At 60.5% G+C, this 25,075-nt stretch carries 23 protein-coding genes and 7 pseudogenes; 13 read left to right on the forward strand and 17 right to left on the reverse strand.

Going from position 1 to position 25,075, the window contains the following annotated elements; genetic code table 11:
* Positions 1-794: 794 nt before the first annotated feature.
* Positions 795-1,160, reverse strand: a pseudogene (locus tag P9A16_RS35835) (IS110 family transposase); the annotation flags it as partial.
* Positions 1,161-1,466: 306 nt separating this feature from the next.
* Positions 1,467-1,792, reverse strand: a pseudogene (locus P9A16_RS30680) (Ku protein); the annotation flags it as partial.
* Between the two features lie 199 nt (positions 1,793-1,991).
* Between P9A16_RS30680 and P9A16_RS30685 the strand changes: the two are divergent.
* Positions 1,992-2,873 (forward strand): hypothetical protein, encoded by an 882-nt coding sequence (locus P9A16_RS30685; RefSeq protein ID WP_024270808.1) that lies wholly within the window; start codon positions 1,992-1,994, stop codon positions 2,871-2,873.
* 2 nt (positions 2,874-2,875) lie between these two features.
* On the opposite strand, the gene xth is transcribed toward P9A16_RS30685, so the two are convergent.
* On the reverse strand, positions 2,876-3,658 hold the full coding sequence (gene xth / locus P9A16_RS30690) for an exodeoxyribonuclease III (RefSeq protein ID WP_023515253.1): 783 nt from the start codon (positions 3,656-3,658) through the stop codon (positions 2,876-2,878).
* Between the two features lie 97 nt (positions 3,659-3,755).
* Between xth and P9A16_RS30695 the strand changes: the two genes are divergently transcribed.
* Positions 3,756-4,091: a hypothetical protein gene (locus tag P9A16_RS30695; protein ID WP_278026305.1), complete on the forward strand. Its 336-nt coding sequence runs from the start codon at positions 3,756-3,758 to the stop codon at positions 4,089-4,091.
* Between the two features lie 116 nt (positions 4,092-4,207).
* Here P9A16_RS30695 and P9A16_RS30700 read toward each other — a convergent pair whose 3' ends face one another.
* The 4 genes and pseudogenes from P9A16_RS30700 to P9A16_RS30715 all read right to left on the reverse strand — a co-directional run bounded on the left by P9A16_RS30700 (position 4,208) and on the right by P9A16_RS30715 (position 8,349).
* The gene (locus P9A16_RS30700) at positions 4,208-4,465 is read right to left on the reverse strand and encodes a hypothetical protein (protein ID WP_024270810.1); all 258 of its coding nucleotides are present in this window, start codon (positions 4,463-4,465) and stop codon (positions 4,208-4,210) included.
* Positions 4,465-5,055: pseudogene (locus P9A16_RS30705) on the reverse strand (SOS response-associated peptidase). Before P9A16_RS30705 ends, P9A16_RS30700 begins: the two are co-directional and overlap by 1 nt.
* Before the next feature lie 96 nt (positions 5,056-5,151).
* The gene (gene dinB / locus P9A16_RS30710; protein WP_023516694.1) at positions 5,152-6,276 is read right to left on the reverse strand and encodes a DNA polymerase IV; all 1,125 of its coding nucleotides are present in this window, start codon (positions 6,274-6,276) and stop codon (positions 5,152-5,154) included.
* A gap of 3 nt (positions 6,277-6,279) precedes the next feature.
* Positions 6,280-8,349, reverse strand: coding sequence for an ATP-dependent helicase (locus P9A16_RS30715; protein ID WP_024270812.1), 2,070 nt, complete (start codon positions 8,347-8,349; stop codon positions 6,280-6,282).
* 206 nt (positions 8,350-8,555) lie between these two features.
* Here P9A16_RS30715 and P9A16_RS30720 point away from each other — a divergent pair, with 206 nt between their 5' ends.
* From P9A16_RS30720 to P9A16_RS30730, 3 genes are read left to right on the forward strand one after another with little or no spacing between them, the layout of a single operon-like run.
* Positions 8,556-9,314 (forward strand): ImuA family protein, encoded by a 759-nt coding sequence (locus P9A16_RS30720; protein WP_023514559.1) that lies wholly within the window; start codon positions 8,556-8,558, stop codon positions 9,312-9,314.
* Positions 9,232-10,746 (forward strand): Y-family DNA polymerase, encoded by a 1,515-nt coding sequence (locus tag P9A16_RS30725; RefSeq protein WP_197032919.1) that lies wholly within the window; start codon positions 9,232-9,234, stop codon positions 10,744-10,746. The genes P9A16_RS30720 and P9A16_RS30725 overlap by 83 nt, the downstream gene beginning before the upstream one ends.
* Positions 10,743-14,006 (forward strand): error-prone DNA polymerase, encoded by a 3,264-nt coding sequence (locus P9A16_RS30730; protein WP_024270813.1) that lies wholly within the window; start codon positions 10,743-10,745, stop codon positions 14,004-14,006. Before P9A16_RS30725 ends, P9A16_RS30730 begins: the two co-directional genes overlap by 4 nt.
* Positions 14,007-14,141: 135 nt before the next feature.
* On the opposite strand, the gene P9A16_RS30735 is transcribed toward P9A16_RS30730, so the two are convergent.
* Both P9A16_RS30735 and P9A16_RS30740 read right to left on the reverse strand, forming a co-directional pair.
* The gene (locus P9A16_RS30735) at positions 14,142-14,522 is read right to left on the reverse strand and encodes a helix-turn-helix domain-containing protein (protein ID WP_278026306.1); all 381 of its coding nucleotides are present in this window, start codon (positions 14,520-14,522) and stop codon (positions 14,142-14,144) included.
* Between the two features lie 16 nt (positions 14,523-14,538).
* Positions 14,539-14,850, reverse strand: coding sequence for a type II toxin-antitoxin system HigB family toxin (locus P9A16_RS30740; RefSeq protein WP_023517621.1), 312 nt, complete (start codon positions 14,848-14,850; stop codon positions 14,539-14,541).
* A 177-nt stretch (positions 14,851-15,027) separates the two neighbouring features.
* On the opposite strand from P9A16_RS30740, the pseudogene P9A16_RS30745 reads away from it, so the two are divergent.
* The 6 genes and pseudogenes from P9A16_RS30745 to P9A16_RS30770 all read left to right on the forward strand — a co-directional run.
* A pseudogene (locus P9A16_RS30745) lies at positions 15,028-15,153 on the forward strand (IS6 family transposase); the annotation flags it as partial.
* Between the two features lie 66 nt (positions 15,154-15,219).
* Positions 15,220-15,630 (forward strand): IS66-like element accessory protein TnpA, encoded by a 411-nt coding sequence (gene tnpA / locus P9A16_RS30750; protein ID WP_037407864.1) that lies wholly within the window; start codon positions 15,220-15,222, stop codon positions 15,628-15,630.
* The gene (gene tnpB, locus P9A16_RS30755; RefSeq protein ID WP_024270814.1) at positions 15,627-15,974 is read left to right on the forward strand and encodes an IS66 family insertion sequence element accessory protein TnpB; all 348 of its coding nucleotides are present in this window, start codon (positions 15,627-15,629) and stop codon (positions 15,972-15,974) included. The genes tnpA and tnpB overlap by 4 nt, the downstream gene beginning before the upstream one ends.
* Before the next feature lie 45 nt (positions 15,975-16,019).
* Complete coding sequence (tnpC, locus tag P9A16_RS30760; protein WP_272790539.1) at positions 16,020-17,675, forward strand: IS66 family transposase; 1,656 nt, start codon at positions 16,020-16,022, stop codon at positions 17,673-17,675.
* Positions 17,676-17,696: 21 nt separating this feature from the next.
* Positions 17,697-18,261 (forward strand): annotated as a pseudogene (locus P9A16_RS30765) (IS6 family transposase); the annotation flags it as partial.
* Between the two features lie 100 nt (positions 18,262-18,361).
* Positions 18,362-18,454: pseudogene (locus tag P9A16_RS30770) on the forward strand (IS5/IS1182 family transposase); the annotation flags it as partial.
* A gap of 260 nt (positions 18,455-18,714) precedes the next feature.
* Here P9A16_RS30770 and P9A16_RS30775 read toward each other — a convergent pair.
* Positions 18,715-19,209: a ferritin-like domain-containing protein gene (locus P9A16_RS30775; protein WP_024270052.1), complete on the reverse strand. Its 495-nt coding sequence runs from the start codon at positions 19,207-19,209 to the stop codon at positions 18,715-18,717.
* Positions 19,193-19,465, reverse strand: a complete 273-nt coding sequence (locus P9A16_RS30780) for a hypothetical protein (protein ID WP_156031807.1) — start codon at positions 19,463-19,465, stop codon at positions 19,193-19,195. The genes P9A16_RS30775 and P9A16_RS30780 overlap by 17 nt, the downstream gene beginning before the upstream one ends.
* A 142-nt stretch (positions 19,466-19,607) precedes the next feature.
* On the opposite strand from P9A16_RS30780, the gene P9A16_RS30785 reads away from it, so the two are divergent.
* Entirely contained in the window at positions 19,608-20,165 is a 558-nt protein-coding gene (locus P9A16_RS30785) for a hypothetical protein (protein ID WP_023517588.1), read from the forward strand.
* Between the two features lie 23 nt (positions 20,166-20,188).
* Here P9A16_RS30785 and P9A16_RS30790 read toward each other — a convergent pair whose 3' ends face one another.
* The 3 genes from P9A16_RS30790 to P9A16_RS30800 all read right to left on the reverse strand — a co-directional run bounded on the left by P9A16_RS30790 (position 20,189) and on the right by P9A16_RS30800 (position 21,678).
* Positions 20,189-20,761, reverse strand: coding sequence for a hypothetical protein (locus P9A16_RS30790; RefSeq protein WP_023517589.1), 573 nt, complete (start codon positions 20,759-20,761; stop codon positions 20,189-20,191).
* Positions 20,762-20,871: 110 nt separating this feature from the next.
* Positions 20,872-21,282, reverse strand: a complete 411-nt coding sequence (locus tag P9A16_RS30795) for a hypothetical protein (RefSeq protein ID WP_037405239.1) — start codon at positions 21,280-21,282, stop codon at positions 20,872-20,874.
* A gap of 129 nt (positions 21,283-21,411) precedes the next feature.
* Complete coding sequence (locus P9A16_RS30800) at positions 21,412-21,678, reverse strand: IS4/Tn5 family transposase DNA-binding protein (protein WP_245290336.1); 267 nt, start codon at positions 21,676-21,678, stop codon at positions 21,412-21,414.
* Between the two features lie 96 nt (positions 21,679-21,774).
* Between P9A16_RS30800 and P9A16_RS30805 the strand changes: the two are divergent.
* Positions 21,775-22,341 (forward strand): annotated as a pseudogene (locus P9A16_RS30805) (IS6 family transposase); the annotation flags it as partial.
* A 154-nt stretch (positions 22,342-22,495) separates the two neighbouring features.
* On the opposite strand, the gene P9A16_RS30810 reads toward P9A16_RS30805, so the two are convergent.
* From P9A16_RS30810 to P9A16_RS30820, 3 genes are all read right to left on the reverse strand, one after another.
* A complete protein-coding gene (locus P9A16_RS30810; protein WP_023517605.1) occupies positions 22,496-23,287 on the reverse strand; it encodes a PhzF family phenazine biosynthesis protein in 792 nt (263 codons plus the stop codon).
* A gap of 69 nt (positions 23,288-23,356) precedes the next feature.
* On the reverse strand, positions 23,357-24,139 hold the full coding sequence (locus P9A16_RS30815) for an SDR family oxidoreductase (protein WP_024270049.1): 783 nt from the start codon (positions 24,137-24,139) through the stop codon (positions 23,357-23,359).
* Positions 24,136-25,068, reverse strand: coding sequence for a dihydrodipicolinate synthase family protein (locus tag P9A16_RS30820; protein WP_024270048.1), 933 nt, complete (start codon positions 25,066-25,068; stop codon positions 24,136-24,138). The genes P9A16_RS30815 and P9A16_RS30820 overlap by 4 nt, the downstream gene beginning before the upstream one ends.
* Positions 25,069-25,075 lie beyond the last annotated feature (7 nt).

A 25,075-nucleotide genomic window follows, 5' to 3' on the forward strand; every position in this document is an offset into this window, starting at 1 on the left:
GAACGAAGGATCCGCGAAGAAAAAACGCGTCGTTTGCGAGAAGCGCGGCTGAAGAAGGAATGCTCTGGAGCGTGCGAGAAAGGTTGAGGTTGGGCGGATAGAACGCCTCTTCGGCCAAGTGGCGCGGAGTCGGAACCACCGGTATCTATCGCCCCTCTTGACGGGAAGAAGTTCTCCGGAACAATAGCTTTTGCCGTAAGTTTCCTTCCTGTCTCGATTTTCAGGGAGTACCAGCCATGACTCATCAGCAGGATGAACGCGGCGATCCGTTGACACGCACTCACGATCCCGCGCGGCAGGAATACACCGCGCGGGAAACCCGGCAGGGTGGCCTTGGCCGGCCGGTGATGAAAGTGCTCGCCATCAGCTTGGCGCTTTCGTTCCTTGTCTGGGGAGCGGTGGAGATTTGGGGCGAACGCGTCGACCCCAAAGTTGATACGGAACAGACATCCTCGACCTCGAAAGACATGCAGCCTCCCACCCAGGATACTATTGACAATACCGTCCCGGGCGGCGGCGAAACGGTTCCTGCCGATCGTGATGCGACCCAACCGTCGAGCACCGGCGGTGATAGCAAGAGCGTTAGCCCAGACGGTACGGAAAATTGATGCGGGCGCGTTCGGTTCGTTGCGAAGGAATCCAATGATGCCGCTCTGGTCAAGAATGGTAGCCTGCTTCGTTTTGAGCGTGCCGTAGCCGGAGTAGATCGACTGCGACCAACGCAAGTAGGTATCGGGCAGCCCGGTGTCGACTGCGGCCCCTTGAGCCTCGTGACCGTCTCCGGTCGATTCGATGACGCAGCGCTGGAACTGTCTCGCGATGGCGAGACGCGCGATCAGCATAGAGCGGATCTTTTGGCTGGCCTTCTTCTTCACCGCAACCTCGCGATACCAACCGATGCGAACCCGCTCGGCCAAGCCGCGCGCGTCGTACTCAGAGCTTCTGTTCATCGGGACGACAACACTGCATGGGCGCGTCGCGCGTCGATGCAAATCACCGGCACGCCGATCCGCCTCAGGTCATGCCAGAGCCAGCTTGACAAAGGACCTGTCTCGAAGCCGACGCGTTCCGCATGTGGGGCCTTCTTCGCGACCAGATTCGTCCACGACGCAAACGGCGGTCTCCTTCTGTGAGATGTCCAATCCGACATACTGTTTCATCATGATGTCCTCCAGTTGATACTGGGACCAGTCTGCCACCAACGAGGAGACTGAGACATGCCGGCAGCAACTACGTCATCGTGCGCAATCTTGGCTCTTCTCCGCTTCTTTTGGCTTCTTAATGGGGATTGGGCGCAAGCCTCGTGATCCGGCCTTTTGTGCCTAATTCCGATCCTGCCTGAATGCATCAGCGAAGTGGCGCATCAATCGCACCAGATCAGCAATATCAAGTATCGAAGTTCGCCCGGCTCATCCGCTCACGCGTTGCATCGATCTTGTCCGTCATGAGCTTTCCTTCGGCCGTGATAATCGCTTCGGCACCAGATAGTAGGGCTTGTCGAAATAGACGTCATCGTCTTGTTGCTCTCCGGGATGGTAGCCGCGACCTCTTCAGGATCGATCATGATGTACTGGCCGTTCTCGATCTCAAAGCCCTTGGTCTGGTCCTCGCGCTCGACCTCCTTGCCGGTGTCGCTGTCGATGAAGACGCGATTGACGCGATTGCCGGTCTTTTTGTTGATCGTGTGGAACGCAATGCGCTCGGACGTGCTCGCCGCTGTGTAGAGGCCGACACCGCAACTCACCTCGCCGAACTTGATGAAACCCTTCCACTGAGCACGATGACCGGCCATGTCCAAACTCCCGACTCGACGCAACCAAAACGAGTCAAGCGAATCATTTGCGAATTTGCTCCGCATCGAAAAGAATCGGAAATCAATGACTTAAGCGATCTCCGCCTCTCCTTTTGCGAGTCTCGATCATGCCTTTGATTCGCTGCATCTTTTCGAGAAGGCGTGCGTTTTGTGAGGATTGTAACTGGAAGACAATGGGATGGTTGACGGTGACGACATTGGCCATGACGCCATAGAGGACGACGAGCGCGCCGCCGTCTCGTTTCCGTTTGACCGGATGACGGTACAGCGGTTTCGCGAAACCTTTCCACACGCCCGCTGGAGCGACCGGCGGATGGCGTGGCTCGTCCCTGGAAAGACCGCGCGACGGCGCATAGATCGCTGGATGGCAAGGGAAGAGTCGCGTGTCGATCCGTATGCCGATGCGAGGGGCAGGGATGCCTTCGAGTTCGAGCCGATCCTTAGCCCCTATCTTGGCGTTGACAAAGAAGGGTTCCGCATCAAGACGCCCTATTCGCGCAAGCTGGTCGAGGAAATCCGTCAGGTGCCGTTCGCGCGCTGGGATGGCGAGCACAAGGTCTGGCGGGTGCCTTTTGCCTCCTATGACGATCTCGTCGAGCGCTGGCATGACATCGAGACGGAAGCACAGCGGTGCGAGCCTGAAGAACGACGCAAGCGCGCCGAGGCGCGTAGAGGGACGGACGAGGAGAGGACCTCCCGCCTCCGGGCGGCCGAACGCAAGCGCCGGCGCATCCCGATTCCCGTTGACGATCTGCCACCGCCGGATCGGCCGATTGCGACCACGGCCTACGGTATTGTCGTGGTGAGCGACAGCAACGGCGAACTGGTCGAGCGCGAAGACATCGTCGAACTCTATCCGGCCCTTCTCGAGGACCATGTCTGGGCCACATGGCGAACGCCTTCGCTTGACGAGCTTGTCCACACCTGGCCGTCGAAGGTCGAACCGGGAGAACAAGAACGTCGGCGGGGCTGGTGGCTGCCGACCCTTGAGGAGTTGCGTGAGGCGCGTCGAACGGCGAGTGCGCGCGAGCGTCGAGCGAGCAAACGCACTTCCGACTGACCTCAATCCGATGGTGGCTCTATCTCGATCATCACCGGTGCATGGTCGCTGGTGTGCTCCCAGCCTCGTAGACCACGCCGGACGCTCGCCTTCCGAAGCCAAGGCGCGAGCGTCGGGCTGAGGAGAAGATGATCGATGCACAGGCCCGCATCGCGTTCGAAGGAGTTCCGCCAGTATTTCCAGAAGGTATAGATCCGTCCCTTCGGATGCAGGTGGCTGACGGCGTCGGTCCAGCCCTGGGCGAGAAGGTCCGCATAGGCCGCCCTGACCTCGGGGCGGAACAATGCGTCGTCGCGCCAGCGCTCCGGTGCATAGACGTCGAGATCGGTCGGCATGACGTTGAAATCGCCGATCAGCGCCACGGGAAGATCGAGAGTCAGCAGATCGGCCGCATAGGTGTGGAGCCGCTCGAACCAGCGCAGCTTGTAGTCGAATTTGGGACCGGGCGCGGGATTGCCGTTCGGTAGGTAAAGGCAGCCGACCAGGATGCCGTCGACGGCGGCCTCGATATAGCGACTGTGGCTGTCGTCAGGATCGCCGGGCAGGCCGCGGCGCGTCAGGATGGGGGTTGCATCCCTGGCGAGGATCGCGACACGGTTCCAACTTTTCTGCCCATGCCAGACGGCGTCGTATCCCAATCGCTGGAGTTCGCGCCGGGGAAAGCGCTCGTCCGGCGATTTGAGCTCCTGCAGGCAGACGATGTCGGGCGCGTCTTCTTCCAGCCATCGCAGAAGGACGGGAAGCCGGCCGTTGATGCCGTTGACATTGTAGGTGGCGAGTTTCACGAAGCTGCTCCTCGCGCGGAGATGGTCTAAGGGGAAACCGTCCCGGAATTTCAAAGGTTCCCCGCGCCTTTGGAGCTCCAGGGACGCGTGCGGCAAGATGATCTCGCCGGACGTCTTTCCCTGCCATTGCAAAGATTTTGAGCGCTCCTATCTGTGCTCAAGATCGTTGGAGACGACCGCGATGAAGACAATTCCCATCGATACCCTTTTTGACGACACGACCGAATTCATTCTGCCGCGCCGGTGCACCAAGGCCGATCGACAGGCCACGTCCTGCATCTGTTGCGGAAGAACGGACCAGGCGATGGACGATGATGGCTGCGGTATCTGCGATGCCTGCCTCGATGCGCCGCTCCAGGCGAGCGGCAATCCCGACGGCCTTGATTTCCCGGATGCCTTTCCCCATCTATCGCTCACTGCCCGTCATCGATGAACTGCCTGCAGCGACGATATCCGTCGCGCGTTTGCACTCGTCCGGGTCAGAAGGGCGCTCCCCGAAAGGGTCGAGCGCCCTTCGTCATTTAGGCGAGGGACTTTCGACGGGGGCGATCACGCGGATCGCCGCGAGCGCCAGGATCCCACCTTGTCCTTGACCAGCCGCCAGCGGCGAGCCTCGACATCCGTGCCGCGGGCCGTGCGATAGGCCGGGACCGAGAGGTGAATATCGTCGCCGTCCGGGTGCCATTCTCCGATCATGGCGATCCCGTCTCCGAACTCCACAACACACATCCCTTCCGCAGCCTCCGCATCTTCGACGCGGACCTCGCCGCCGGGAAAGGCGTGACTATGCGGGAAGGAGAAACGCATCAGCCAACCTGCTCCACGGAAAGCGAACCAGCCGGAAGCGGTCTGATCAGCGATTTCGCCGAAACCGACGGATCGAGCCAATCTGCCCATGCCTCGCGTTCGAGGATGACGATCTGGCGGTCGTGCTAGGGTGCGATATCGGGACCGGGTTCCATCGTGAGCATGGTGAAGGCCTCGCCGACCTCCTCCGTCTCGCGCCAAATGCCGGTAATGGCGAAGACCGGCTAACCGACCTTCCGAAACAGCCATTTGTCCTTCCGCTTCTTCCCTCTCTCGGTCGGATCCGTGAATTCATAGAACCCATCACTGAGGATCAAAGCCCGGTTCGAGGCGAACTCGCGGCCCTCTGACCGGAAATTAAAGACCGGCTTCTCGCTCGGTCCGGGCCAGCTCCATCTGCGCTGGACAAGCTCGCCGGCCCCGCGCTCGCCTTCGACCGAGCGAACGATCGGCGCGTTATCGGTGATCTTGATATCCTCGCGCGCCTCGATGTTCGGCCTGCCCTCAGGGAAGCGGATTTTGATCTTAAGATGCTCGAACTCTTCGATCACCGAGGCCAGTTCGACCGTCAGGCGATAATCGTTGCACATGATCCCTCCAGCAGCTCCGTCATATCTTGGCTCGGCAATAATCTAGCGCGGGCACTGAGGATTTCGATGCGATTGGCTGCGCCAATCAATGATCGCCTAGATCTCCAGCTGGAGCTGATCGTCCGGTCCCCGTTCAATATCATCGCCGAAGGATGACAGGGTCACGCCGAGAAGGCGGATCCCTTTCGCCGTGGGAAACAACGGAGCAAGGAGGGAGTGGACGGTAGCGACGATCTCGGCCGCCGATCCGAACGGCGCAGCTTCGGTCCTGCTTCGCGTGATGATCTGGAAATCGGTATATTTCACCTTCAGCGTGACGGACCGGCCGTGCAGGTTCTTCGCCTCGCAATGCCGCCAGACCTTGTCGACCAGCGGGGAGATTTCGGAACGCGCGGCTTCCAGCTCGAAGATATCAGTCATGAAGGTATCTTCGGCGCCGACGGACTTGCACTCCCGATCTGGTCGAACTGGCCGATCGTCGATGCCACGGGCAATGTTGTAGTACCAGGCGCCCGACTTGCCGAAATGCTGCTGGAGAAATGCAAGGGACTGTGCCTTCAGGTCCGCGCCGGTCAATATGCCGAGCCGCTGCATCTTCGCGGCGGTCGCCGGCCCGACGCCATGAAATTTCTTGACGGCGAGCCCCTCAACGAAAGACGGTCCGTTCTTCGGCGTGATGACCGCCTGACCATTCGGCTTGTTGAGGTCAGAGGCCATTTTGGCGAGAAACTTGCAATAGGAAATCCCGGCCGAAGCGTTGAGCCCGGTGACCTCCTTGATGCGGGCACGGATCCTGGTGGCAACCTCCGTCGCGACCGCTATTCCCTGCTTGTTGTCGGTGACATCGAGATAGGCCTCATCGAGCGATAGCGGCTCCATCAGGTCGGTATGCTCGGCGAAAACCCCATGGATCTGGGCTGAAACGGCTCGATAGACTTCGAAGCGGGGCGGAACGAAGATCAGATCCGGGCAGCGCCGCTTGGCAGTGATCGATGGCAAAGCGGATCGCACGCCGAACACACGCGCTTCATAGCTCGCCGCCGCCACGACACCGCGGGCGGCCGCGCCGCCGACAGCAACGGGCTTGCCGCGCAGTTCCGGATTGTCACGCTGTTCGACGGAGGCATAAAAAGCATCCATGTCCACATGGATGATGCGCCGGACCTGCTCCTCCCGGTCCGGTTTCTGCTCCATCATGTCGATCGGCGTGACTTGTTGCATGGCTCATTTCCACATCGACCGCATGCGCTCTCGAACATCGACGCGGATCTGATTTGCGCTGCGCTCGCTTGCGGCGGCCGAGACCTTCGGCCAGGTTACCGTCTCGAAATACTGCAGGAGCGTCGCAGGAATGAAGCGGGTCCGTGACGCATAGACATGGCGGTCGCCCTGGGCGTTCTGGCCGTGGGTGAAGAAGCGTTGCGGGGTGACAAGGGTGAGATTGTCGCGCGCCCGAGTCATGCCGACATAAAGCAGCCGGCGCTCCTCTTCGAGTTCGGCTGTGGTGCCGGCGCCGAGGTCGGAAGGCATGCAGCCGTCGACGACGTTGAGCATGTAGACGGCGCGCCACTCCTGTCCTTTGGCCGAATGGATCGTGCTCAAGATCAGATAGTCCTCATCTAGCAGCGGCACCCCGGCCTGGTCGCTGGTCGCATCCGGCGGGTCCAGTGTCAGTTCAGTCAGGAACCGCTCGCGGCTCGCATAGCCGCTGGCGATCTGTTCGAGCTGCAGCAGGTCGTCCTTGCGGGTGTCGGCATCCTCATGGATACGGCCGAGATGCGGCTCGTACCACATCCGCACCGTGCCGATCTCCGCCGGCCAACCAGCCTCCGCCTTTCGCAGCGCCGTGACCAGCGTGACGAAGGCGGGCCAGTCGTCGCCGGTCTTGGCCGGCGGCGGGATTTCGGCGAGCGACTGCAATGGCTCGGGATCAGCCGCGATCGTGTCGAGGATCTTGCCAGCGATCTGCGGCCCGATACCGGGCAACAGCTTCAGCACCCGGAAGCCGGCAACCCGGTCGCGCGGGTTTTGGCTAAATCGCATGACCGCCAGCATGTCCTTGACGTGCGCGGCGTCGAGGAACTTGAGGCCGCCGAATTTGACGAACGGGATGTTTCTACGGGTGAGCTCGATCTCCAGCGCGTTGCTGTGGCTGGAGGTCCGGAACAGCACGGCCTGCTGCTTCAGCGTCATGCCCACCTCGCGGTTGGCGAGCACCTGCTCGACGATATAGGCGGCCTGGTCGATCTCGTCCTTGACAGTGACCAGCATCGGCCGCTGCTCGGAGGCGCGGTCCGTCCAGAGATTTTTTGTATAGCGTTCCCTTGCCAATTCGATCACGCCATTGGCCGCTGCAAGGATCGGTTGGGTCGAACGATAATTGCGGTCGAGCGTGATGACGTCCGCCTGCTTCGGCGAGAACTCCTTCGGGAAATCCAGGATGTTGCGGATGGTTGCCGCCCGGAAGGAATAGATCGACTGTGCGTCGTCGCCGACAACGGTCAGGCCGCGGCCGCCCGGCGCCAGCGACATCAGGATCGACGCCTGCAGGCGATTGGTGTCCTGGTATTCGTCGACGAGGATGTGGTCGAAGCGGTTGCCGACGTCCTCGGCCAGCTCGGTTTCGGAAACCATTTGCGCCCAGTAGAGCAGCAGGTCGTCGTAATCCAGGACGTTCTGCGCCTGCTTCGCTTCCGTATAGGTGGCAAAAAGCTGCTTCAGCTCCTCCTCCCACTCCAGCACCCAGGGATAGGACGACTTGAGGATCTCCTTGATCGAAGCCTCGGAATTGACCACGCGGGAATAGATCGCGATGCAGGTGTTCTTGGTGGGGAAACGGCTTTGCTTGGCAGAAAAGCCAAGGTCGTGCCGGACGAGGTTCATCAGATCGGCGCTGTCCTCGCGGTCGTGGATAGTGAAGTCGATGCTGAGACCGATCTGCTCAGCATACATGCGCAACAGCCGTGCGCCGATCCCATGGAACGTTCCGGCCCACGCGAGTGCGTCGGTCATGATGGCGACATTGTCGCCGAGCACCTGACGGCAGATGCGCTGCACGCGGCGCGCCATTTCTGAAGCTGCCCGCCGAGAAAAGGTCATCAGCAGGATGCGCCGTGGGTCGGCGCCATTGACGATGAGGTGCGCGACGCGGTGCGCCAGCGTGTTGGTCTTGCCGGAGCCCGCGCCGGCGATGATCAGCAGCGGGCCGCCGGTCTTTCCGTCCGGCAGGCCGATACCGTGCTCGACGGCTTCGCGCTGCCGGTCGTTGAGTTTTTCAAGATGCGCCGCCGCCATTTGTCCCCAGACACCATAAGAAAAATTTCCTACCCCTCCGATCGCCGGATATCTCCTTGATACAGCTAAGGGATTCGTTTCAACGACTTAGCCGAGGGGCAACTTCCGGAGCGGAGGCCCGATTGACTCAGTTAGGCAATCGGAACAAATAATGAACATATCAGCCTAAAGAACCGCTGAAAACCCTAGGGAGTAACAATTCTGCCGTGGCAAACCATGCCCACAACCCCGTGCTGGCCGAGCTTCGCGAGCGCATCGAGCAGCTCGAAGGCGGCGCCCGGCGCGCGCGTCAGGTGCTGCCTTTCGGGGTTACCGAGGTCGACCGATCCTTGCCGGGCGGAGGGCTCGCCTTCGGGGCGCTGCACGAAATCGCCGGCGGCGGGGGAGGGACGGTCGATGGGGCTGCAGCAGCACTCTTCGTGGCCGGCGTCGCGGCGCGGGCGGGCGGCAAGGTGCTCTGGTGCATGGCGCGCCCGGACCTGTTTTTCCCGGCAGTGACGCAGGCCGGTCTCCCTCCGGATCGCGTGGTGTTTTGCGAAAGCGACCGTGAAGAGCAGGTGCTGGACGCGATCGAGCAGGGCTTGTCGTTTCGTGGCCTCGCGGTGGTCGTCGGCGAACTCGTCCGTCTGCCGATGACGGCCTCGCGGCGCCTGCAGCTGGCGGCCGAGAAAACTGGCGCCATGGGCATCGTGCTCCGGCGATGGCGACGACAGAACGAGGCATCGGACTACGGGCAGCCGACGGCCTCGACGACACGGTGGCGCATCAGCACCTTGCCATCGCAAAGACTGCCGGTGGCCGGCGTCGGAAGGGCGCGCTGGCTGGCGGAACTGATGCGCGTCAAGGCCGGCGAATGCGCCGAATTCGAAATTGGAGCCCCCGATGCCAAGGGTCGTATCTGTCTACTTCCCACAGCTATCGACCGAGCGGATCAGACGGCGCGCCGGCGAAGCCTTGCCGGCTGACAAGCCGCTGGTCGTGGTTGCCCGCAGCGGCTCGAAACGCTGGATCTCCGCCGCCGATCCGACAGCTCAGAAGCTTGGCCTGCGCATTGGCATGGCGGCCAGCAAAGCTCAGGCCATGGTCGCCGATCTCCTCATGGTCGATGCGGCCCCGGCCGAGGACGCCGCGGCCCTGGAGCGGCTGGCGCTCTGGACGCTCCGGCAATATAGCCCCGTCGTCGCCGTCGATGGCGCCGACGGTCTCGTCATCGATACGGAGGGAGCCGATCACCTGCACGGCGGCGAGGCGCTGCTCGTGTCGGGTCTCGTCAATCTGTTGCGCGGCCGCGGGCTGACAGCGCGTGTCGCCTTGGCCGACACCTGGGGCGCCGCGCATGCGCTCGCCCGGCTGCTGGCGGCAGAAACGACCGTCGTGCCGGTGGACAATGTGACGAAAGCGGTCATCGACCTGCCGATCGCCGCCCTGCGGCTACCGGCGGAGATCGTCCAGGGCCTGCGTGTTCTCGGGATCGATACGGTCGGCCAGCTTTCCGCCATGCCGCGCGCACCGCTGACGTTGCGGTTCGGGCCGGAACCGGCACGTCGCCTCGATCAGATATTCGGCCGCATCGCCGAACCGATCGAGCCGATCCGCACGCCGGAACTGATTGAGGTCTCGAAGAATTTTGCCGAACCGATCGGCGCGCCCGAGACCATCGCCAAATATGTCCGCCGGCTGGTCGGCCAGCTCTCGGCGCGGCTGGCGGAAAACGGCCTTGGCGCGCGACGCTGCGATCTCTTCATCCATCGCGTCGACAATACGCGCCAGCATCTCCGCGCCGGTCTTGCCAAACCCGTTCGCGACCCGGCGCGGCTGTCGAAGCTGCTCTGCGACCGCATCGAGACCATCGATCCCGGTTTTGGCATAGAGAAGCTGGTGCTGGTCGCCGTCTTCGCCGAGCCGCTGGAGGAGCGTCAGGTCGCTTCCTCGCTGATCGAGGAGGAGGTTGCCGACATCACCCCGCTGGTCGATATTCTCGGCAATCGCGGGCACCGGCTTTTTCGGGTCGCGCCCGTCGGCTCCGATGTACCGGAGCGTTCAGTCCGGCGCATCGCGGCGACCGCGCCTGACGTCGGCGAGGCCTGGGCCGTCAAATGGCCGCGGCCGACGCGGCTCTTCGCGCACCCGGAGCACATCGAGGTGATCGCCCTCCTGCCGGACCAGCCGCCTGCGGTGTTCACCTGGCGCGGCAAGCGCCGGAAGGTTGTGCGCGCCGACGGCCCGGAACGGATTTTTGGGGAGTGGTGGCGCCGGCCGCGCGAGTTCCAGGCGGTCAGGGACTATTTTGTGGTCGAGGACGAGCTTGGCGAACGCTACTGGCTCTATCGCGCCGGCGACGGCATCGATCCGGCAACCGGCTCGCATCTGTGGTTCGTGCATGGGGTGTTTGGATGACACGCTATGCCGAGCTGCAGGTCACGACGCATTTCTCGTTCCTGCGCGGGGCGTCCAGCGCCGAGGAACTGTTCGCGGCGGCGGCCGCGCTTGGCATCGAGGCCGTCGGCGTCGCCGATCGCAACAGCCTGGCCGGCATCGTGCGCGCCTGGGAGGCGGCCAAGGCCACCGGCATTCGCCTGGTCGTCGGCTGCCGTCTTGATCTGACCTACGGCATGTCGATCCTCGTCTATCCCATGGACCGTCCGGCCTATTCGCGCCTGACGCGACTGTTGTCGCTCGGCAAGGCCCGCGGCGGCAAGGGCAAGTGCCTGATCGATTTCGCAGATGTTGCCCTGCACGCGGCTGGCATAATCGGCGTGCTCGTACCAGACGAAGCCGACGAGACCTGCGGCGTGCAGCTGCGCAAGATGGCCGAGCTGTTCGGTGATCGGGCCTATGTCAGCCTGTGCCTGCGACGCCGGCCGAACGACCGGATGCGCCTGCATGGCATCGCCACTATGGCCGCCCGCGCCAGAGTGAGGACCGTCGTCACCAACGACGTGCTGTTCCATGAGCCAAGCCGCCGGCAGTTGCAGGATGTCCTGACCTGCATCCGCACCCGCACGACAATCGATGATGTCGGCTTCGACCGCGAAAGGCACGCCGACCGCTTTCTCAAAACGCCGGAGGAAATGCACCGGCTGTTTGCCGAGTATCCGGAAGCCTTGGCGCGCGGGCGCGAAATCGTCGAGCGCTGCAAGTTCGACCTTAAGGAACTGCAATACCAATATCCGGAAGAGGCGATCGTCCCCGGTCTCGATCCGCAGCAGTCGCTGGTCAAGTTCACCTGGGAGGGGGCGGCCGACCGCTATCCCGAGGGTGTTCCCGACAAGGTTCGAAAGTCCCTGGACGACGAGCTGGAGCTGATCCGGGCCATGAACTATGCGCCCTATTTTCTCACGGTCTTTTCGATTGTGCGCTTCGCCCGGTCGAAAGGGATTCTTTGCCAGGGCAGGGGCTCGGCCGCCAACTCCGCCGTCTGCTATTGCCTGGGCGTCACCTCCATCGACCCCGACACCAACGACCTCCTCTTCGAGCGCTTCCTCAGCCAGGAGCGGGACGAACCACCGGATATCGACGTGGATTTTGAGCACGAGAGGAGGGAGGAAGTCATCCAGTGGATCTACAACACCTACGGCCGCAGCAAGGCCGCGCTCTGTTCGACCGTCACACGATATAGGGCGAAGGGCGCCCTGCGTGACGTCGGCAAGGCGCTTGGCCTGCCCGAGGACATGATCGGACAACTGTCGTCCGGCGTCTGGGGCTGGTCGGAAGGCGTGTCCGAACGCCAGATCCAGGAAAACAACCTCAACGCCGCCGATTATCGCTTGAAACTGACGCTGGAACTGGCGCGGCAGCTTATGGGCACGCCGCGTCATCTCGGCCAGCATCCGGGCGGGTTCGTGCTGACGCATGACCGGCTCGATGATCTCGTGCCGATCGAGCCGGCGCGCATGGACGATCGCCAGGTGATCGAATGGGACAAGGACGACATCGAGGCGCTCAAGTTCATGAAGGTGGACGTGTTGGCGTTGGGCATGCTGACCTGCATGGCCAAGGCCTTCGCCTTGATGGCCGAGCACAAGGGCGAGGTGTGGGATCTCGCGTCCATTCCTTCCGAGGATCCTCGCACCTACGCGATGATCCGCAAGGCAGATACTTTGGGTACATTTCAGATCGAAAGCCGGGCGCAAATGTCGATGTTGCCGCGCCTGAAGCCCCGCACATTTTACGACCTGGTGATCCAAGTGGCGATCGTGCGACCGGGGCCGATCCAGGGCGACATGGTGCATCCCTATCTGCGCCGGCGCGAGGGCAAGGAGCCAGTTGACTATCCGACGCCCGAATTGGAGGCGGTGCTGTCGAAAACGCTTGGCATCCCGCTGTTTCAGGAGTCGGCGATGAAGGTGGCGATGGTCTGCGCTGGCTTTTCCGGCGGCGAGGCCGACCAATTGCGGAAATCGATGGCGACCTTCAAGTTCTCGGGCGGCGTCTCGAAGTTCAAGGACAAATTGGTCGCCGGCATGGTCAAGAACGGTTACTCGGCCGAATTCGCGGAGAACACGTTTTCGCAGCTCGAAGGCTTTGGCTCCTATGGCTTTCCGGAGAGCCACGCCGCCAGTTTCGCGTTGATTGCCTACGCCTCGAGCTGGGTCAAATGTCACCACCCCGATGCCTTCTGCGCCGCGCTCTTGAACTCGCAGCCGATGGGATTTTACGCGCCAACCCAGATCGTGAGGGATGCCGCTCAGCACGGCGTCGTGATCAGGCCCGTCTGCGTCAATGCCTCGCGCTGGGACTGCACGCTCGAGGAAATAGAAGGAGGCCGTCATTGCGCCGTCCGTCTCGGCATGCGGGTGGTCAAAGGTCTCTCGACGGCAGATGCCGCTCGCATCGTGGCCGCACGCGCTGACGAACCTTTCTCCTCTGCCGATGATCTCTGGCGGCGATCGGGCGTGCCGACGGCCGCGCTGGTGAAACTCGCCGAGGCCGATGCGTTTCTTCCGTCCCTGCAGCTCCAGCGCCGCGACGCGCTATGGTCGATCAAGGGCCTGCGTGACGAGCCACTTGAGCTTTGGGCGGCGGCGGCCGAGCGCGAAGCGCGCAAGGTCGCGGAAGTGCTGGAGCCCTCTGTCGCCCTACCCTCGATGAGGGCAGGGCACGAGGTCGTCGAGGACTATGCCCACACCGGCCTCACCCTTCGTCAGCACCCGATCGCCTTCCTCCGCAATGACCTTCGCCAGAAGGGCATGGTCACATGCGCCGAGGCCATGGGGACGCGCGACGGTCGCTGGCTGATGACCGGCGGCCTGGTGCTCGTGCGCCAGCGGCCGGGCTCGGCCAAGGGCGTCATGTTTCTGACCCTCGAGGACGAGACCGGCATCGTCAACGCGGTGGTCTGGCCGACGCTGTTCGAGCGCCAGCGCCGCGTTCTTCTCTCGTCTTCGATGATGGCGATCAACGGTAAGATTCAGCGGGAAGGGGAAGTCGTCCATCTTGTGGCGCAGCGGCTGTTCGACCTGTCGGACGATCTCGGCCGGCTCGGCGAGCGGGATGAGCAGTTTCCTTTGCCTCATGGCCGAGGAGATGAGTTCGCACACGGTAACGGTGCGCCCGATCCTCGCGAGCGGCCGAAGGCGGCGGCGCCATCGCGTGATATCTACCTACCGGACCGCTTGATAGATCGGCTGAAGGTCAAGAGCCGGAATTTTCATTAATTCCCAACTCAAGCCGATCATTGCGGAACGAATCGAGTGCAGTTGCAGCGGATGCCGAGGAGCTTTGCAGTTGTAGGAGCATAGGGCCAAGGCGAAGCGTACAAACCCCTCTCGGCCCCAAAACAGTATCGCCTACTAGGCAGCGACGTCTCCAATCAGCGCCCCAGCTGGAATATTCCATTCCTTGCTGAGCTTTCGAATCTGCTCGAGATTGATCTCCCGCTTGCCGTTCAGAAGATCGGCAGCCCGCGCTTTAGAGCCGATAACGGCTACGAGATCCGCACGAGTGTAGTTGTTAGCGGCCATCACCGACTTGACCACCTCCACCGGGCTCGCAGCCGGGATCGGGTAGTTTCTGCCTTCATACTGTTCGATCAGAAGAACGAGCGCGTCAAAATGAGCCGCTTCTTCAGTGCCTTCTTCAGGTTCGCTCTCGAAATACGGCCGGACTTCCTTCAATGCGGCGTTGTACTCGTCTTCGCTCTGAAGGGTTCGGAAAGCTTTCAAATTCAACATGTCGACTTTCCTCCCATCAGAGTTTTGCTACGTCAATCGCGTCATACTGGGCATGCGTCCCGACAAACAGAACGAAAATCCGCTTCGTCCGAAATGCGACCAAACCCACAATGCGATATTTGTTGCCACCCACGTCGAAGATGACTTTGTTGCCCGCGACGATGTCGGCCGAGTTGAAAGTTTTTTTCAGCTCACTGAAATTGCCCCAGCTTGCCTTTGACGCGGTTGCATACCATTCCGTCATTGCCGCTTCAGCAGTCTCTCTTGGCGCTCCTTTCGGCAGGTCGCTCCAGAAATTGACCAACGCAGACTTAGCGATAACGTTCACGTTGGCTCCTATATATCGCGTTCCCAATTTGGAAACAAGCTCTAAATTCCCAATTTGGAAACCCGCATCCGGATCCAAAATAGCGCCGCATGAAATCTCAGTCGGACTTTCCGATCAACCCCTTCCAAGGCATCGTCAACTTAACGAGGCGTGAAATTCGTTGTGCGATTATGGGCTATGACCTACCGTAATCCCCTCTATCGCCGCCATCGCTTTCCTGCCGAAATTATTGCCCAGGCTGTTTGGCTTTATTTCCGCTTCCCTCTCAGCCTGCGGATGGTCGAGGACATGGTAAGCCCACGGTGAGGGCCGCCTTGTGAGGTGACGCTGAACATCGGAAGTCCTAGTACAAACACTAGGGATAGTCCTATGACGAAGCATCCGATTGAAGTGATCACGTCTGTTGAGCGCCGTCGACGCTGGTCTCGCGAGGAGAAGGAGCAGTTGGTCGCTGCCTGTCTTGAACCTGATGCGGTGATCTCAGAGATTGCCCGCGCGGCCGGCATCCATGTCAGCCAGCTCTTCCGTTGGCGCAAGGAGCTTTGCCAGGTCGATGGGCCGTCGGCAGGAGCGGCAAGCATGTTGGTGCCGGTAATCGTGTCTGAGACCGCTTCGGCAGGCTCGCCCGCTATACCGGAGCCACCCGCACCATCCCATCCCCGACGCAAGCGCAGCGATGTAACGATCGAACTTGGTCGTGGCCGACGCGTCCGCGTGGATAGCGACATCGATACCGAAGCGCTTGGCCGTATTCTCGACTGTGTGCTGGGACTGCGATGATCCCGGTCCCTACAGGTGTAAAGGTCTGGCTGGCGACAGGCCATACCGACATGCGCAAAGGTTTTCCGGGTCTGTCGTTGCTGGTGCAGGAGGCGCTGAAGGGTGACCCGATGTGCGGGCACCTGTTCGTATTCCGCGGCCGAGGCGGCGGTTTGATCAAGGTGATCTGGCATGACGGCCAGGGAGCTTGCCTGTTCACGAAAAAGCTTGAGCGTGGACGCTTCATCTGGCCATCGGCAGCCGATGGCACGGTGGTAATCACGCCTGCGCAGCTCGGTTATCTGTTGGAAGGCATCGACTGGCGAATGCCGCAAAAGACCTGGCGGCCGACGTCCGCCGGGTGAGCGAAAGCACTGGAATGGCGGGGTCGAATATGATTCCATCCTGTCATGAGCGATGCGACCGAAGAGCTTCCGGACGACCTTGCCAGTGCGCTTGCACTGCTGGCCCAGGAACGCGCTCGACGTGTTGCAGCCGAAGCAGAAGCGGCGACCGCCAAGGCTGAAGCCGCCAGCGCAAAGGCACTCGTGTCGCATTCCGAGGCGCTGATCGCGCGGCTGAAGCTGGAGATCGACAAGGTTCGCCGTGAACTTTACGGCAGCCGGTCCGAGCGCAAGGCGCGGCTCCTTGAGCAGATGGAGCTGCAGCTCGAAGAGCTCGAAGCGGACGCCGGTGAAGATGAACTGGCTGCGGAGATCGCAGCCAAAGCTTCAGCCGTCAAAGCCTTCGAGCACAAGCGGCCATCACGCAAACCGTTTCCCGAACATCTGCCGCGCGAACGCGTCGTCATCGCCGCCCCGACGGCTTGCCCTTGCTGCGGCTCGGCCAAGCTGTCGAAGCTCGGCGAGGACATTACCGAGACCTTGGAGGTCATTCCGCGTCAGTGGAAGGTCATCCAGACGGTGCGGGAGAAGTTCACCTGCCGCGAGTGCGAGAAGATTGCGCAGCCGCCGGCCCCCTTCCATGTGACGCCCCGCGGCTTTGCCGGGCCGAACCTGCTGGCGATGATCCTCTTCGAGAAGTTCGCTCAGCACCAGCCGCTCAATCGCCAGAGCGAACGCTATGCCCGCGAGGGCGTCAACCTCAGCTTGTCGACGCTGGCCGACCAGGTTGGTGCTTGTGCCGCGGCGTTGAAGCCCATCCATTCGCTGATCGAGGCGCATGTTCTGGCGGCCGAGCGGCTGCATGGCGACGACACCACCGTGCCGATCCTGGCGAAGGGAAAGACCGATACGGGCCGCATCTGGACCTATGTCCGGGATGACCGGCCGTTCGGAGGGCTATCACCGCCGGCGGCACTCTACTATGCATCGCGAGACCGGCGGCAGGAGCATCCGGAACGCCATCTGAAGACCTTCACCGGCATTCTGCAGGCGGATGCCTATGGCGGTTACAATCCGCTGTTCAAGGTAGACCGCGATCCCGGTTCCTTGACGCAAGCACTGTGCTGGGCGCACGCGAGGCGCAAGTTCTTCGTGCTCGCCGACATTGCGGCAAACGCCAAACGTGGAAGGAACGCCGCGCCGATCTCGCCCATGGCTCTGGAAGCGATCAAACGGATCGATGGTCTGTTCGACATCGAACGGGAGATCAACGGGCTTGCCGCCGACCAGCGCCTGGAGCGCCGGCGCAAGGACAGCCAGCCACTCGTCGAAAAGCTGCACGGCTGGCTCCAAACCGAGCGGGCAAAGCTATCGCGCAGTTCTCCCGTCGCAGAGGCGATTGACTACATGCTCAAGCGTTGGGATGGCTTCACGTCATTCCTCGAGGATGGCAGGATTTGCCTGACGAACAATGCGGCCGAGCGAGCCCTGCGAGGCTTCGCGCTCGGCAGGAAGTCCTGGCTCTTCGCCGGATCGGACCGTGGTGCTGACCGTGCCGCGTTCATGGCGACACTGCTCATGACCGCCAAGCTCAACGACATCGATCCGCAGGCATGGCTTGCCGACGTTCTCGCCCGCATCGCCGACACGCCGATCACCAGGCTGGAGCAATTGCTTCCGTGGAACTGGCAGCAAGACACGCTGAACGCTCAAGCGGCATAACCCGCGGCCTCCACCGGAGGATTACAGGACATGCTGGCTGCCCGTGGGAGCATTGTTTCGCATCAGACGGTCCGGCTGTGGGCGGAGAAGTTCGGTCGGCATTTCGCCAACGACATCCGCTGGCATTCGGCTGGTCGACTCGGCGACAAATGGCACCTCGACGAGGCCGTCATTTCGATCCGTGGCGAGAAGCATTGGCTTTGGCGTGCGGTGGATCAGGACGGCTTTGTGATTGATGCTCTCGTGCAGCGCCGCAATGCGAAGGCGGCCAAGCGCCTGATGTGCAAGCTCTTGAAGGGCCAGGGCCGAACGCCACGCGTGATGATCACGGACAAGCTTCGATCCTATGATGCCGCAAAGCGAGAAGTTATGCCAGGCATCGAGCATTGGTACACAAGGGGCTTAACAACCGGGCTGAAAACTCCCACCAACCGACGCGACGGCGATGAAGCGTTTCAAGTCAGACCGACATCTCCAGCGCTTCGTCTCCATCCATGACCCGATCGCCAACCTGTTCCACATCCCGCGCCACGACATTACCTCCAGCCATCATCGCAAACTGCGCGCCGCGGTGATGGACCTATGAGCGAAAATCGCTCGGGCGTGAACGATAAATCGGCGAGCATCATGCCCCGTGACCTAGTTGCAACTAAGTTTACGATACCCAAGCCGCTTCCAGATACCTCAACATCATCGAGCGCGTGTTTGGTAGACTCAAAAGCTGGAAGCGCGTCGCAACACGATACGAGCGCCTCGCTGTTCACTATCTCGCGGGCATCCCCTGCTTGCTGTTGCGACGCAGTGGCCTAAATGAGCTCCCCACCCAAGCAGCGGGTGAGGCGTTCGCCCCATTCGGCGACGCCCTTGAGCGTGCCGATCAGATCGTGCTGCTCTGCCCTCAGCCTGGCGGAGGATTGCAAGGATTTGCGGTTCGCTAAATCTGCTCGTCTTCATCAAAATCTCCTCGATCATAAAGCCCGAGAAAATTCTACTTTTGAAGCCGTTAATTCGCAGGGGGACTCCCCCTGAAACAGAAGGTCTAAGCTGCCTTCCTGGCTGTCGTTGTCTTGTTGATGGCCGTGATGGCGAGGTTCGTCAGCTTGTTGTTAGTCGCCTTCTCCTGGTCGAGGATTTCACTCAGGAGCTTGTGCGCCTCGTCATGTCCGAGATCCTTCGCCCACTCACGAAGCGAACCATAGCGGGCGATCTCGTAGTGTTCTACGGCCTGACAAGCTGCGAGAAGGCCGGCGTCGAGCGCGGTGCCCTCAGCCTCTTTCATGAGACCGTCGGCTTCCTTGATCAAACCTTCGATCGCGTCGCACTTCTCGCCGGCCGCCTTTTTACCGATCGACTTGAAAACCTGCTCAAGTTTCTTGATCTGGTCCCTGGTTTCCGCAAGGTGATCCTCGGCCGCCTTCTTCAGTTCGGTACTCTTTGCGGCCTTCGCGACGTTGGGCAAGGCCTTCATGATCGCGTTCTCGGCGTAGTAGACGTCCTGAAGGGTATGCTCGAAAATATCAGCCAGCGATTTCATGACAAATCTCCTTTGAAAGATGAAATACTGGAGAGAAATCAGGAAGGCAGGCAAACGTTCCCTGGCCGAGGCATTTCATGAAACCAAGAGAGTTTTGCACCAATTCCCAGTACAATCGCAATACCCCCCGTGGTTCAGCGTGTAGCGTCTTCATCAACAGCCCACGGAGGCTCTCGGCGTGGTTGCGGCGATTTCGCCCGATGTCGAACCATTCCTTCGGCCGGCGAGCTTGCTCGCTTTCGAACTCGTCAGCCACGATCTGATCATCAGCGTCTCGTGCAAGCGAACCGGGCCGACATGTGCTACTGCAAGAAGGTTGTGTTTTAGCACCAGCATCTGCTATTTGATCGCCTACGGGCCCTAGGGCGCCACATAGCTTCATGATCTGAGATATCTTCATGCGCTCGCAGCAACGCAACTTTGTCGTTGAATTCAAGTCCCGATCCCGGCAGAACAAGTCAAAGCCCACCTCTATATGGGGCGATACTGACCTGAAAGCCGTTGCACGTCAGGTCGAAGATCAATCGGCGCACCTGTTTAAACGGTTCGAGGAAGCCGAACTGAAGAACGATACTCTTTTGACGACCTATACGCTGCCTCACTTGTCCGCTGCGGCGGCGATTGAATGTCCCCCCGATTTGTTGGAGGGCAATGCGCCAGAGGTCGCCACAATATCAATCGCGCATGGCCCCGTAGACGCCCCTGTTGTTGAAACGCATCAGGCGAGTGAGCCCACTTTCATCGAGGCTTCCAAGGTTACAGCAAGAAGGAGAGCGACCCGACAGAAGCAGGCAAAGCGCTCTGTCGACTTGCCCTCAGAACCGATGGATACGTCAAGTTCAATTGCCGAACTTGCCGACCTAGAGGCGCAAAACAAGCGCTTGAAGGCATTGCTTCGCGAGCATCTGCTTGCAAGCAACAGGCGCCTCAAGGAAATGCTTCTACGCTTTTCCTGACACGGTTACGGACGCTCTCAACCTTACGGCCCGCCGAAACGTGAAAGCATGGCGCGCAGTTGCGCATTCTGGTGCCGCAGCTTTTCAGTCAACGCACGGGTCAGGGCGCGTATCTCTTCATCGACATCGGCAACCTCGATCTGAAATGGGTCGGCCTGTTGCCTTTCCGACGTCTCACGGCTCATCGGCCGCATCGTCATTCCAGTCGCGTCCTTGGCCGGGCTTCGTTTTCTTCGGTTGCCTTCCTTGGGCTTCGGTCTCGGTGTTCTTAAGGCCGCCTCTTGATCAAGTCCGTTCGAAGGCTTGTCTACGGGGGCGCTGCCAGATTGGCGTTCCACAGGCGCTCCTGGCCGATCATCGGGGACAGCATTCGAACCTGGAGCGCTGTCACTATCGATCAGGCTGAATAAAGGTGGAGAGGCCACTTCACCCTCAGGCGTCTCATCTGGTGCCAGTACCGAGATATATGGCGGTGCCTCTGGCGCGTCCGAAGTATCTGCCGATGATGTGGCGCCGTCAGCCTTGACCGAAACCTGCTCTTCGGGCGCTTGACGCCTCGAAATCAGATTACTGATGATCTTCCAGGGTGACTTCATTGTGTTTCAACCTCGAGTGGGATCGCAACATGAAGTCGCAAATCTCCCCTCTGGCTCACAGGGAAATCTCTTTGAGCACCCGAGCTGTTCCCAGTCGCGATTTTCGCCTCTTAAGCGATGCCCAGCCGCTTGCGCAGGTCCGTGTTTTCCGAGCGGAGCTTTTCAGCAAGAGACTGGCGAAGACGCTTATTTTCTTCTTCCAGCTGCAAGAGTTCTGCCATCTCATCCATCGCCGACGCAGGCGCGATTGCGGCAGCAGCTTTGGTGGGTTTTCCAGGAGCGCGCCCTCGCTTCGCCTTGACCTGAGCCGGCTTGCTCACAGAAGCCGCCGAGTTGCCGGCTTTAGCGCCACGCTTCTTGCGTTCCTTAACGGGCGCTTCCACTTTGGGTGCTTCCTCAGTCGCTGTTGTTTCAGCGATAGCTTTCGCGCGGCGCGGCGCACGCGGTTTTTTTGCTACGGGCACCGCCGCATCAATCGATGCCACCTCGGCTACATCTGCCGTATTCATTTCGTCAGCCATAATCGGTCTCCCTCAAGCACCCCATCCTTGTCCACCGCACGGAGCGTCGTGTCAATACGCCCATGGAAGCGCGGCTCATGGCGCGGTTCAAGACAATGGTGAACTATGCGATTGGACTATGCGATTCAATCAGGATGGGGCCTGGCGCTGCAACGAAACGGCCACGCGTGGATTGGAAATGACCAGCGAGGATGCCCGCTTCTCCAACGCGGTCGTTTGAGAAGAAGCGATAGGCCGCCTTCGTGTTGCCCAGTCCTGGCATGCCAGAGGGATGCTTGCTCCGATAGAACCGACCATCCTCTCCACCAATTGCCGCGGTCGTCGGTCAAGGCGCTTGTCGGAAAGGCTGCAACCGGCAAGTTCTCTATCAAACCATGGTGTCGCTGTTCCGTCCATGCACCGGCGCTCCTCGATTCGGTGCCAGACAAGGAATCACACGAGATTCAATCAGGGCAAGAGTTGTGGGTAATTGAAAGCTCCACCGGAGGATTACAAACGATCCGCCGCTGGGGAAGGAAGTTCGGGCCGGATTATGCGCGTCGCTTGCGCCGCAAGGAGCCCAGCGGCAACGATGTGTGGCACTCGGACGAGGTCGTCGTCACCATCGCTGGCAAGAAGAACTGGATATGGCGGGCCGTCGATCAGGACGGGTATGTACTCGACGAAGTCGTTCAGAACCGTCGGAACACCGAGGTTGCCAGGCGATTGCTGGCCCGTCTTTTGAAGAAGCAGGGTATCGCACCGAAGCGGATGATCGCTGACAGATTGCGCTCTTATGGAGCAGCCCGGCGGCAAGTCATGCCGCACGTCGAACTCCGATCCCACAAAGGTCTGAACAACCGGGCCGAGAATTCTCATGTGCCCCTTCGAAAACGGGAGCGGATGATGCAAGGCTTCCGTTCACCGGGAGGCCTTCAGCGCTTCATCTCCGTCTTCTCTGCTATCCGTAACCTCTTCGTCTCGCCCCGCTCACAACGTTCCGCATCCCAAAATCGCGTTCACCGCATCCAGGCGAACGCAGAGCGGAAAGCCGCGGCGGCAGCCATAGCCATGGCCTGAGATTAATCTCAAGGCCGAATGTGTCTCAAATGCATCCAAATTCAAGTTAAAGTGACAGCGCCCTAGCAGCTCCATTCATCTAAAGTCTAGCCGTTGGGGATCAGAGCACTAAAAGTCCCAGGAAAACGGATACCGGTGGATCGCATTCAAACATTTAAAAGTCTATTGACGCATGACCCTCGATGAAAAATATACAGTTTCCTTCCAGTTCGACACGGTCGCCGGATAGACGACACCTCACTTCGCCGCCGCGTCGCGAAGCCTGATGGGCTCGGAAGGCCGTCTTGCCGGTCTTGGCAGCCCAGTAAGGTGCCAGCATGCAATGAGCGGCACCCGTGACCGGATCTTCCGACACACCCTTGGCGGGAGCAAAGTATCGGCTCACAAAATCGAATCCCTCATCGCCTTTGGCGGTAACGATCAGGCCAGGACGATCAAACCCGGCTATAGCAGCGAAATCTGGTTTCAGCTCACGTAGTACCTTGGCGCTGTCCAGCAAAACAAGATAGTTGTATTGGCTGCTGTAAACCTCAATTGGCGTTGCGTTCAGCGCAGAGGCCATGTCCGCTGGGATAGGAATCGCTTCAGATTGCCTGGTTGGGAAATCCAGGGTGTAACTCCCGCCCTTGCGCCAGACCTTCAAAAGGCCGCTCGCCGTGCTGAATGTCACAGTATCGCGCCCGATGTCGAGACGCTCAATCACAACGGCCGCACTTGCAAGGGTAGCGTGGCCGCACAGCGGCACCTCTACCGCAGGTGTGAACCAGCGAAGGCTATAGTCCGTCTCCCTGGGAACCAGGAATGCCGTTTCTGCGAGATTGTTCTCGGCTGCAATTGTTTGCAAGAGCGTGTCGCTCGGGAAGCTGGGTAAGACCATGACCGCCGCGGGGTTTCCCTTGAAACGGGTCGAGGTAAACGCATCGATCTGAAAAAATGGTACTTGCATCTTATAAGTTCCGTAGCTGCCAAAAAGGACTTTTCACGAATCCGAAGCTTGCCGCGGCATCTGGGGGCGTTAAATCCCGTGAATTGAGCCACCATCGACCCTGACTTTCGACCCGGTCACGTATGATGCGCGCTCGGATGCCAGAAAAACGGCAACGTCAGCAAACTCTTCAGGGCGTCCGTAACGGCCGACAGGAATGCTCGCGGCAGATGCGGCAGCCACATCGGCAACACTTCGTTCTGATCGTTTTGCAGCGCTTGCGTCAAGCTCGTCGACGCGCTGTGTATGAATGCGGCCGGGCAGGAGAACGTTTACAGTCACGCCATCGGCGGCGACTTCGTACGCGAGCGTTTTCGACCAACCGACAATGGCGGAGCGGATGCCGTTGGAGAGTGCTAGCCTGGGGATGGGTTGCTCAACGCCGGAGGATGTCAAGGTGATGATCCGGCCCCACTTTTTTGTCTGCATCTTCGGTAGCAGTCGGCCTGTCAGATGAAAGATGTTTGCGGCCATCGTTTCGAATTGAGCAATCCAGTCGGTCCTGGAAGCATCAAGAGCGGTGGCCGGCGGCGGGCCACCGGTGTTGTTGATCAGGATATCGACGCCACCCTTTGCCAGAAGGCGATCGCAAAGGTCATCGATGCTGGTAAGATCTCTGAGATCTAACTGGGTGGGTGTGACATTGCCAGCGCCCTGGGGCAAGCCGTTGGCCCAGGCTTCTATCTTGTCGATCGACCTAGCCGCGGCAAATACGGTTGTGCCTTCCTGCGCGAGGCCGGCCGCGATGGCGGCGCCCAGGCCGCGGCTGGCGCCGAGCACGAGCGCTGTCTTGTTCTCAAGGCCGAGTTTCATTGCTCAAGCTCCTGCAGGCGTTCGGTCTGTCGTTCGATAAGCCGTTCGATTTCGCGGATGTCGTCCTTCGAAAGGCTTACACCAGGTTTGCGCAGAGAAGCGGAGGCGATCGCGCCGCGCTTGGCCATGATGTACTTGCGGATGGAAAGTCCGAGGCCGGGCTGCTGTTCGTAACGTGCCAGCGGCAGATAGGCATCGAAGATATCCTGTGCCCGTTCAAGGTCACCTTCGCGCTGGAAACGCACGACATCTCGCATCATCTCGGGATAGGCAAAGCCGGTCATCGCGCCGTCGGCGCCGCGCGCCATCTCTTCCGGAAGAAACATGCCGCCATTGCCGCAGAGGATCGAGATGCGGCGTTTACCCTGCGCTTCCGCAGTCTGGCGCAAAGCGGTGATCTTGCTAAGCCCCGGCCAGTCTTCATGCTTGAGGCATACGCAGGTTGGAACTTGGTCGACGATGGTCTGTATCACCGAAACCGGGATTGTAACGGAGGTGACGAGGGGGAAATCCTGAAGTACGAACGGCACATCGCCGAGAAAATCGCCGGCCTGCCGGTAGTAGCTGACGATCTGGTGGTCGTTTCGCAGCATCGACGGCGGGGCGATCATCACCCCCGCTGCACCGTCGCCCATCATCATATCGGTTAGCGTCTTCATAGGGGCGAACCCCGAGGACGATACGCCAGCGACCACTGGCACTCGGCCATCGACGCGCTTGAGGATGCGCTTGACGTAGGTCTGCGATTCCTCCGTCGTCAGCTTTTGAGCTTCACCCATCATTCCAAGGACCGTCAATCCCGTGGCGCCGCGTTCCATGTAGAAATCGACCATGCGATCTGCGCTGTCGAGATCGAGCGCTCCAGTGTCTGTGAACGGTGTCAACGCGATAATGTAGACGCCGTTAGCGTCCTCTGTCAGTCTTGCCATTATATTC

Source organism: Shinella sp. 838, from assembly GCF_029623935.1.
In the GTDB taxonomy this organism is placed as follows: domain Bacteria; phylum Pseudomonadota; class Alphaproteobacteria; order Rhizobiales; family Rhizobiaceae; genus Shinella.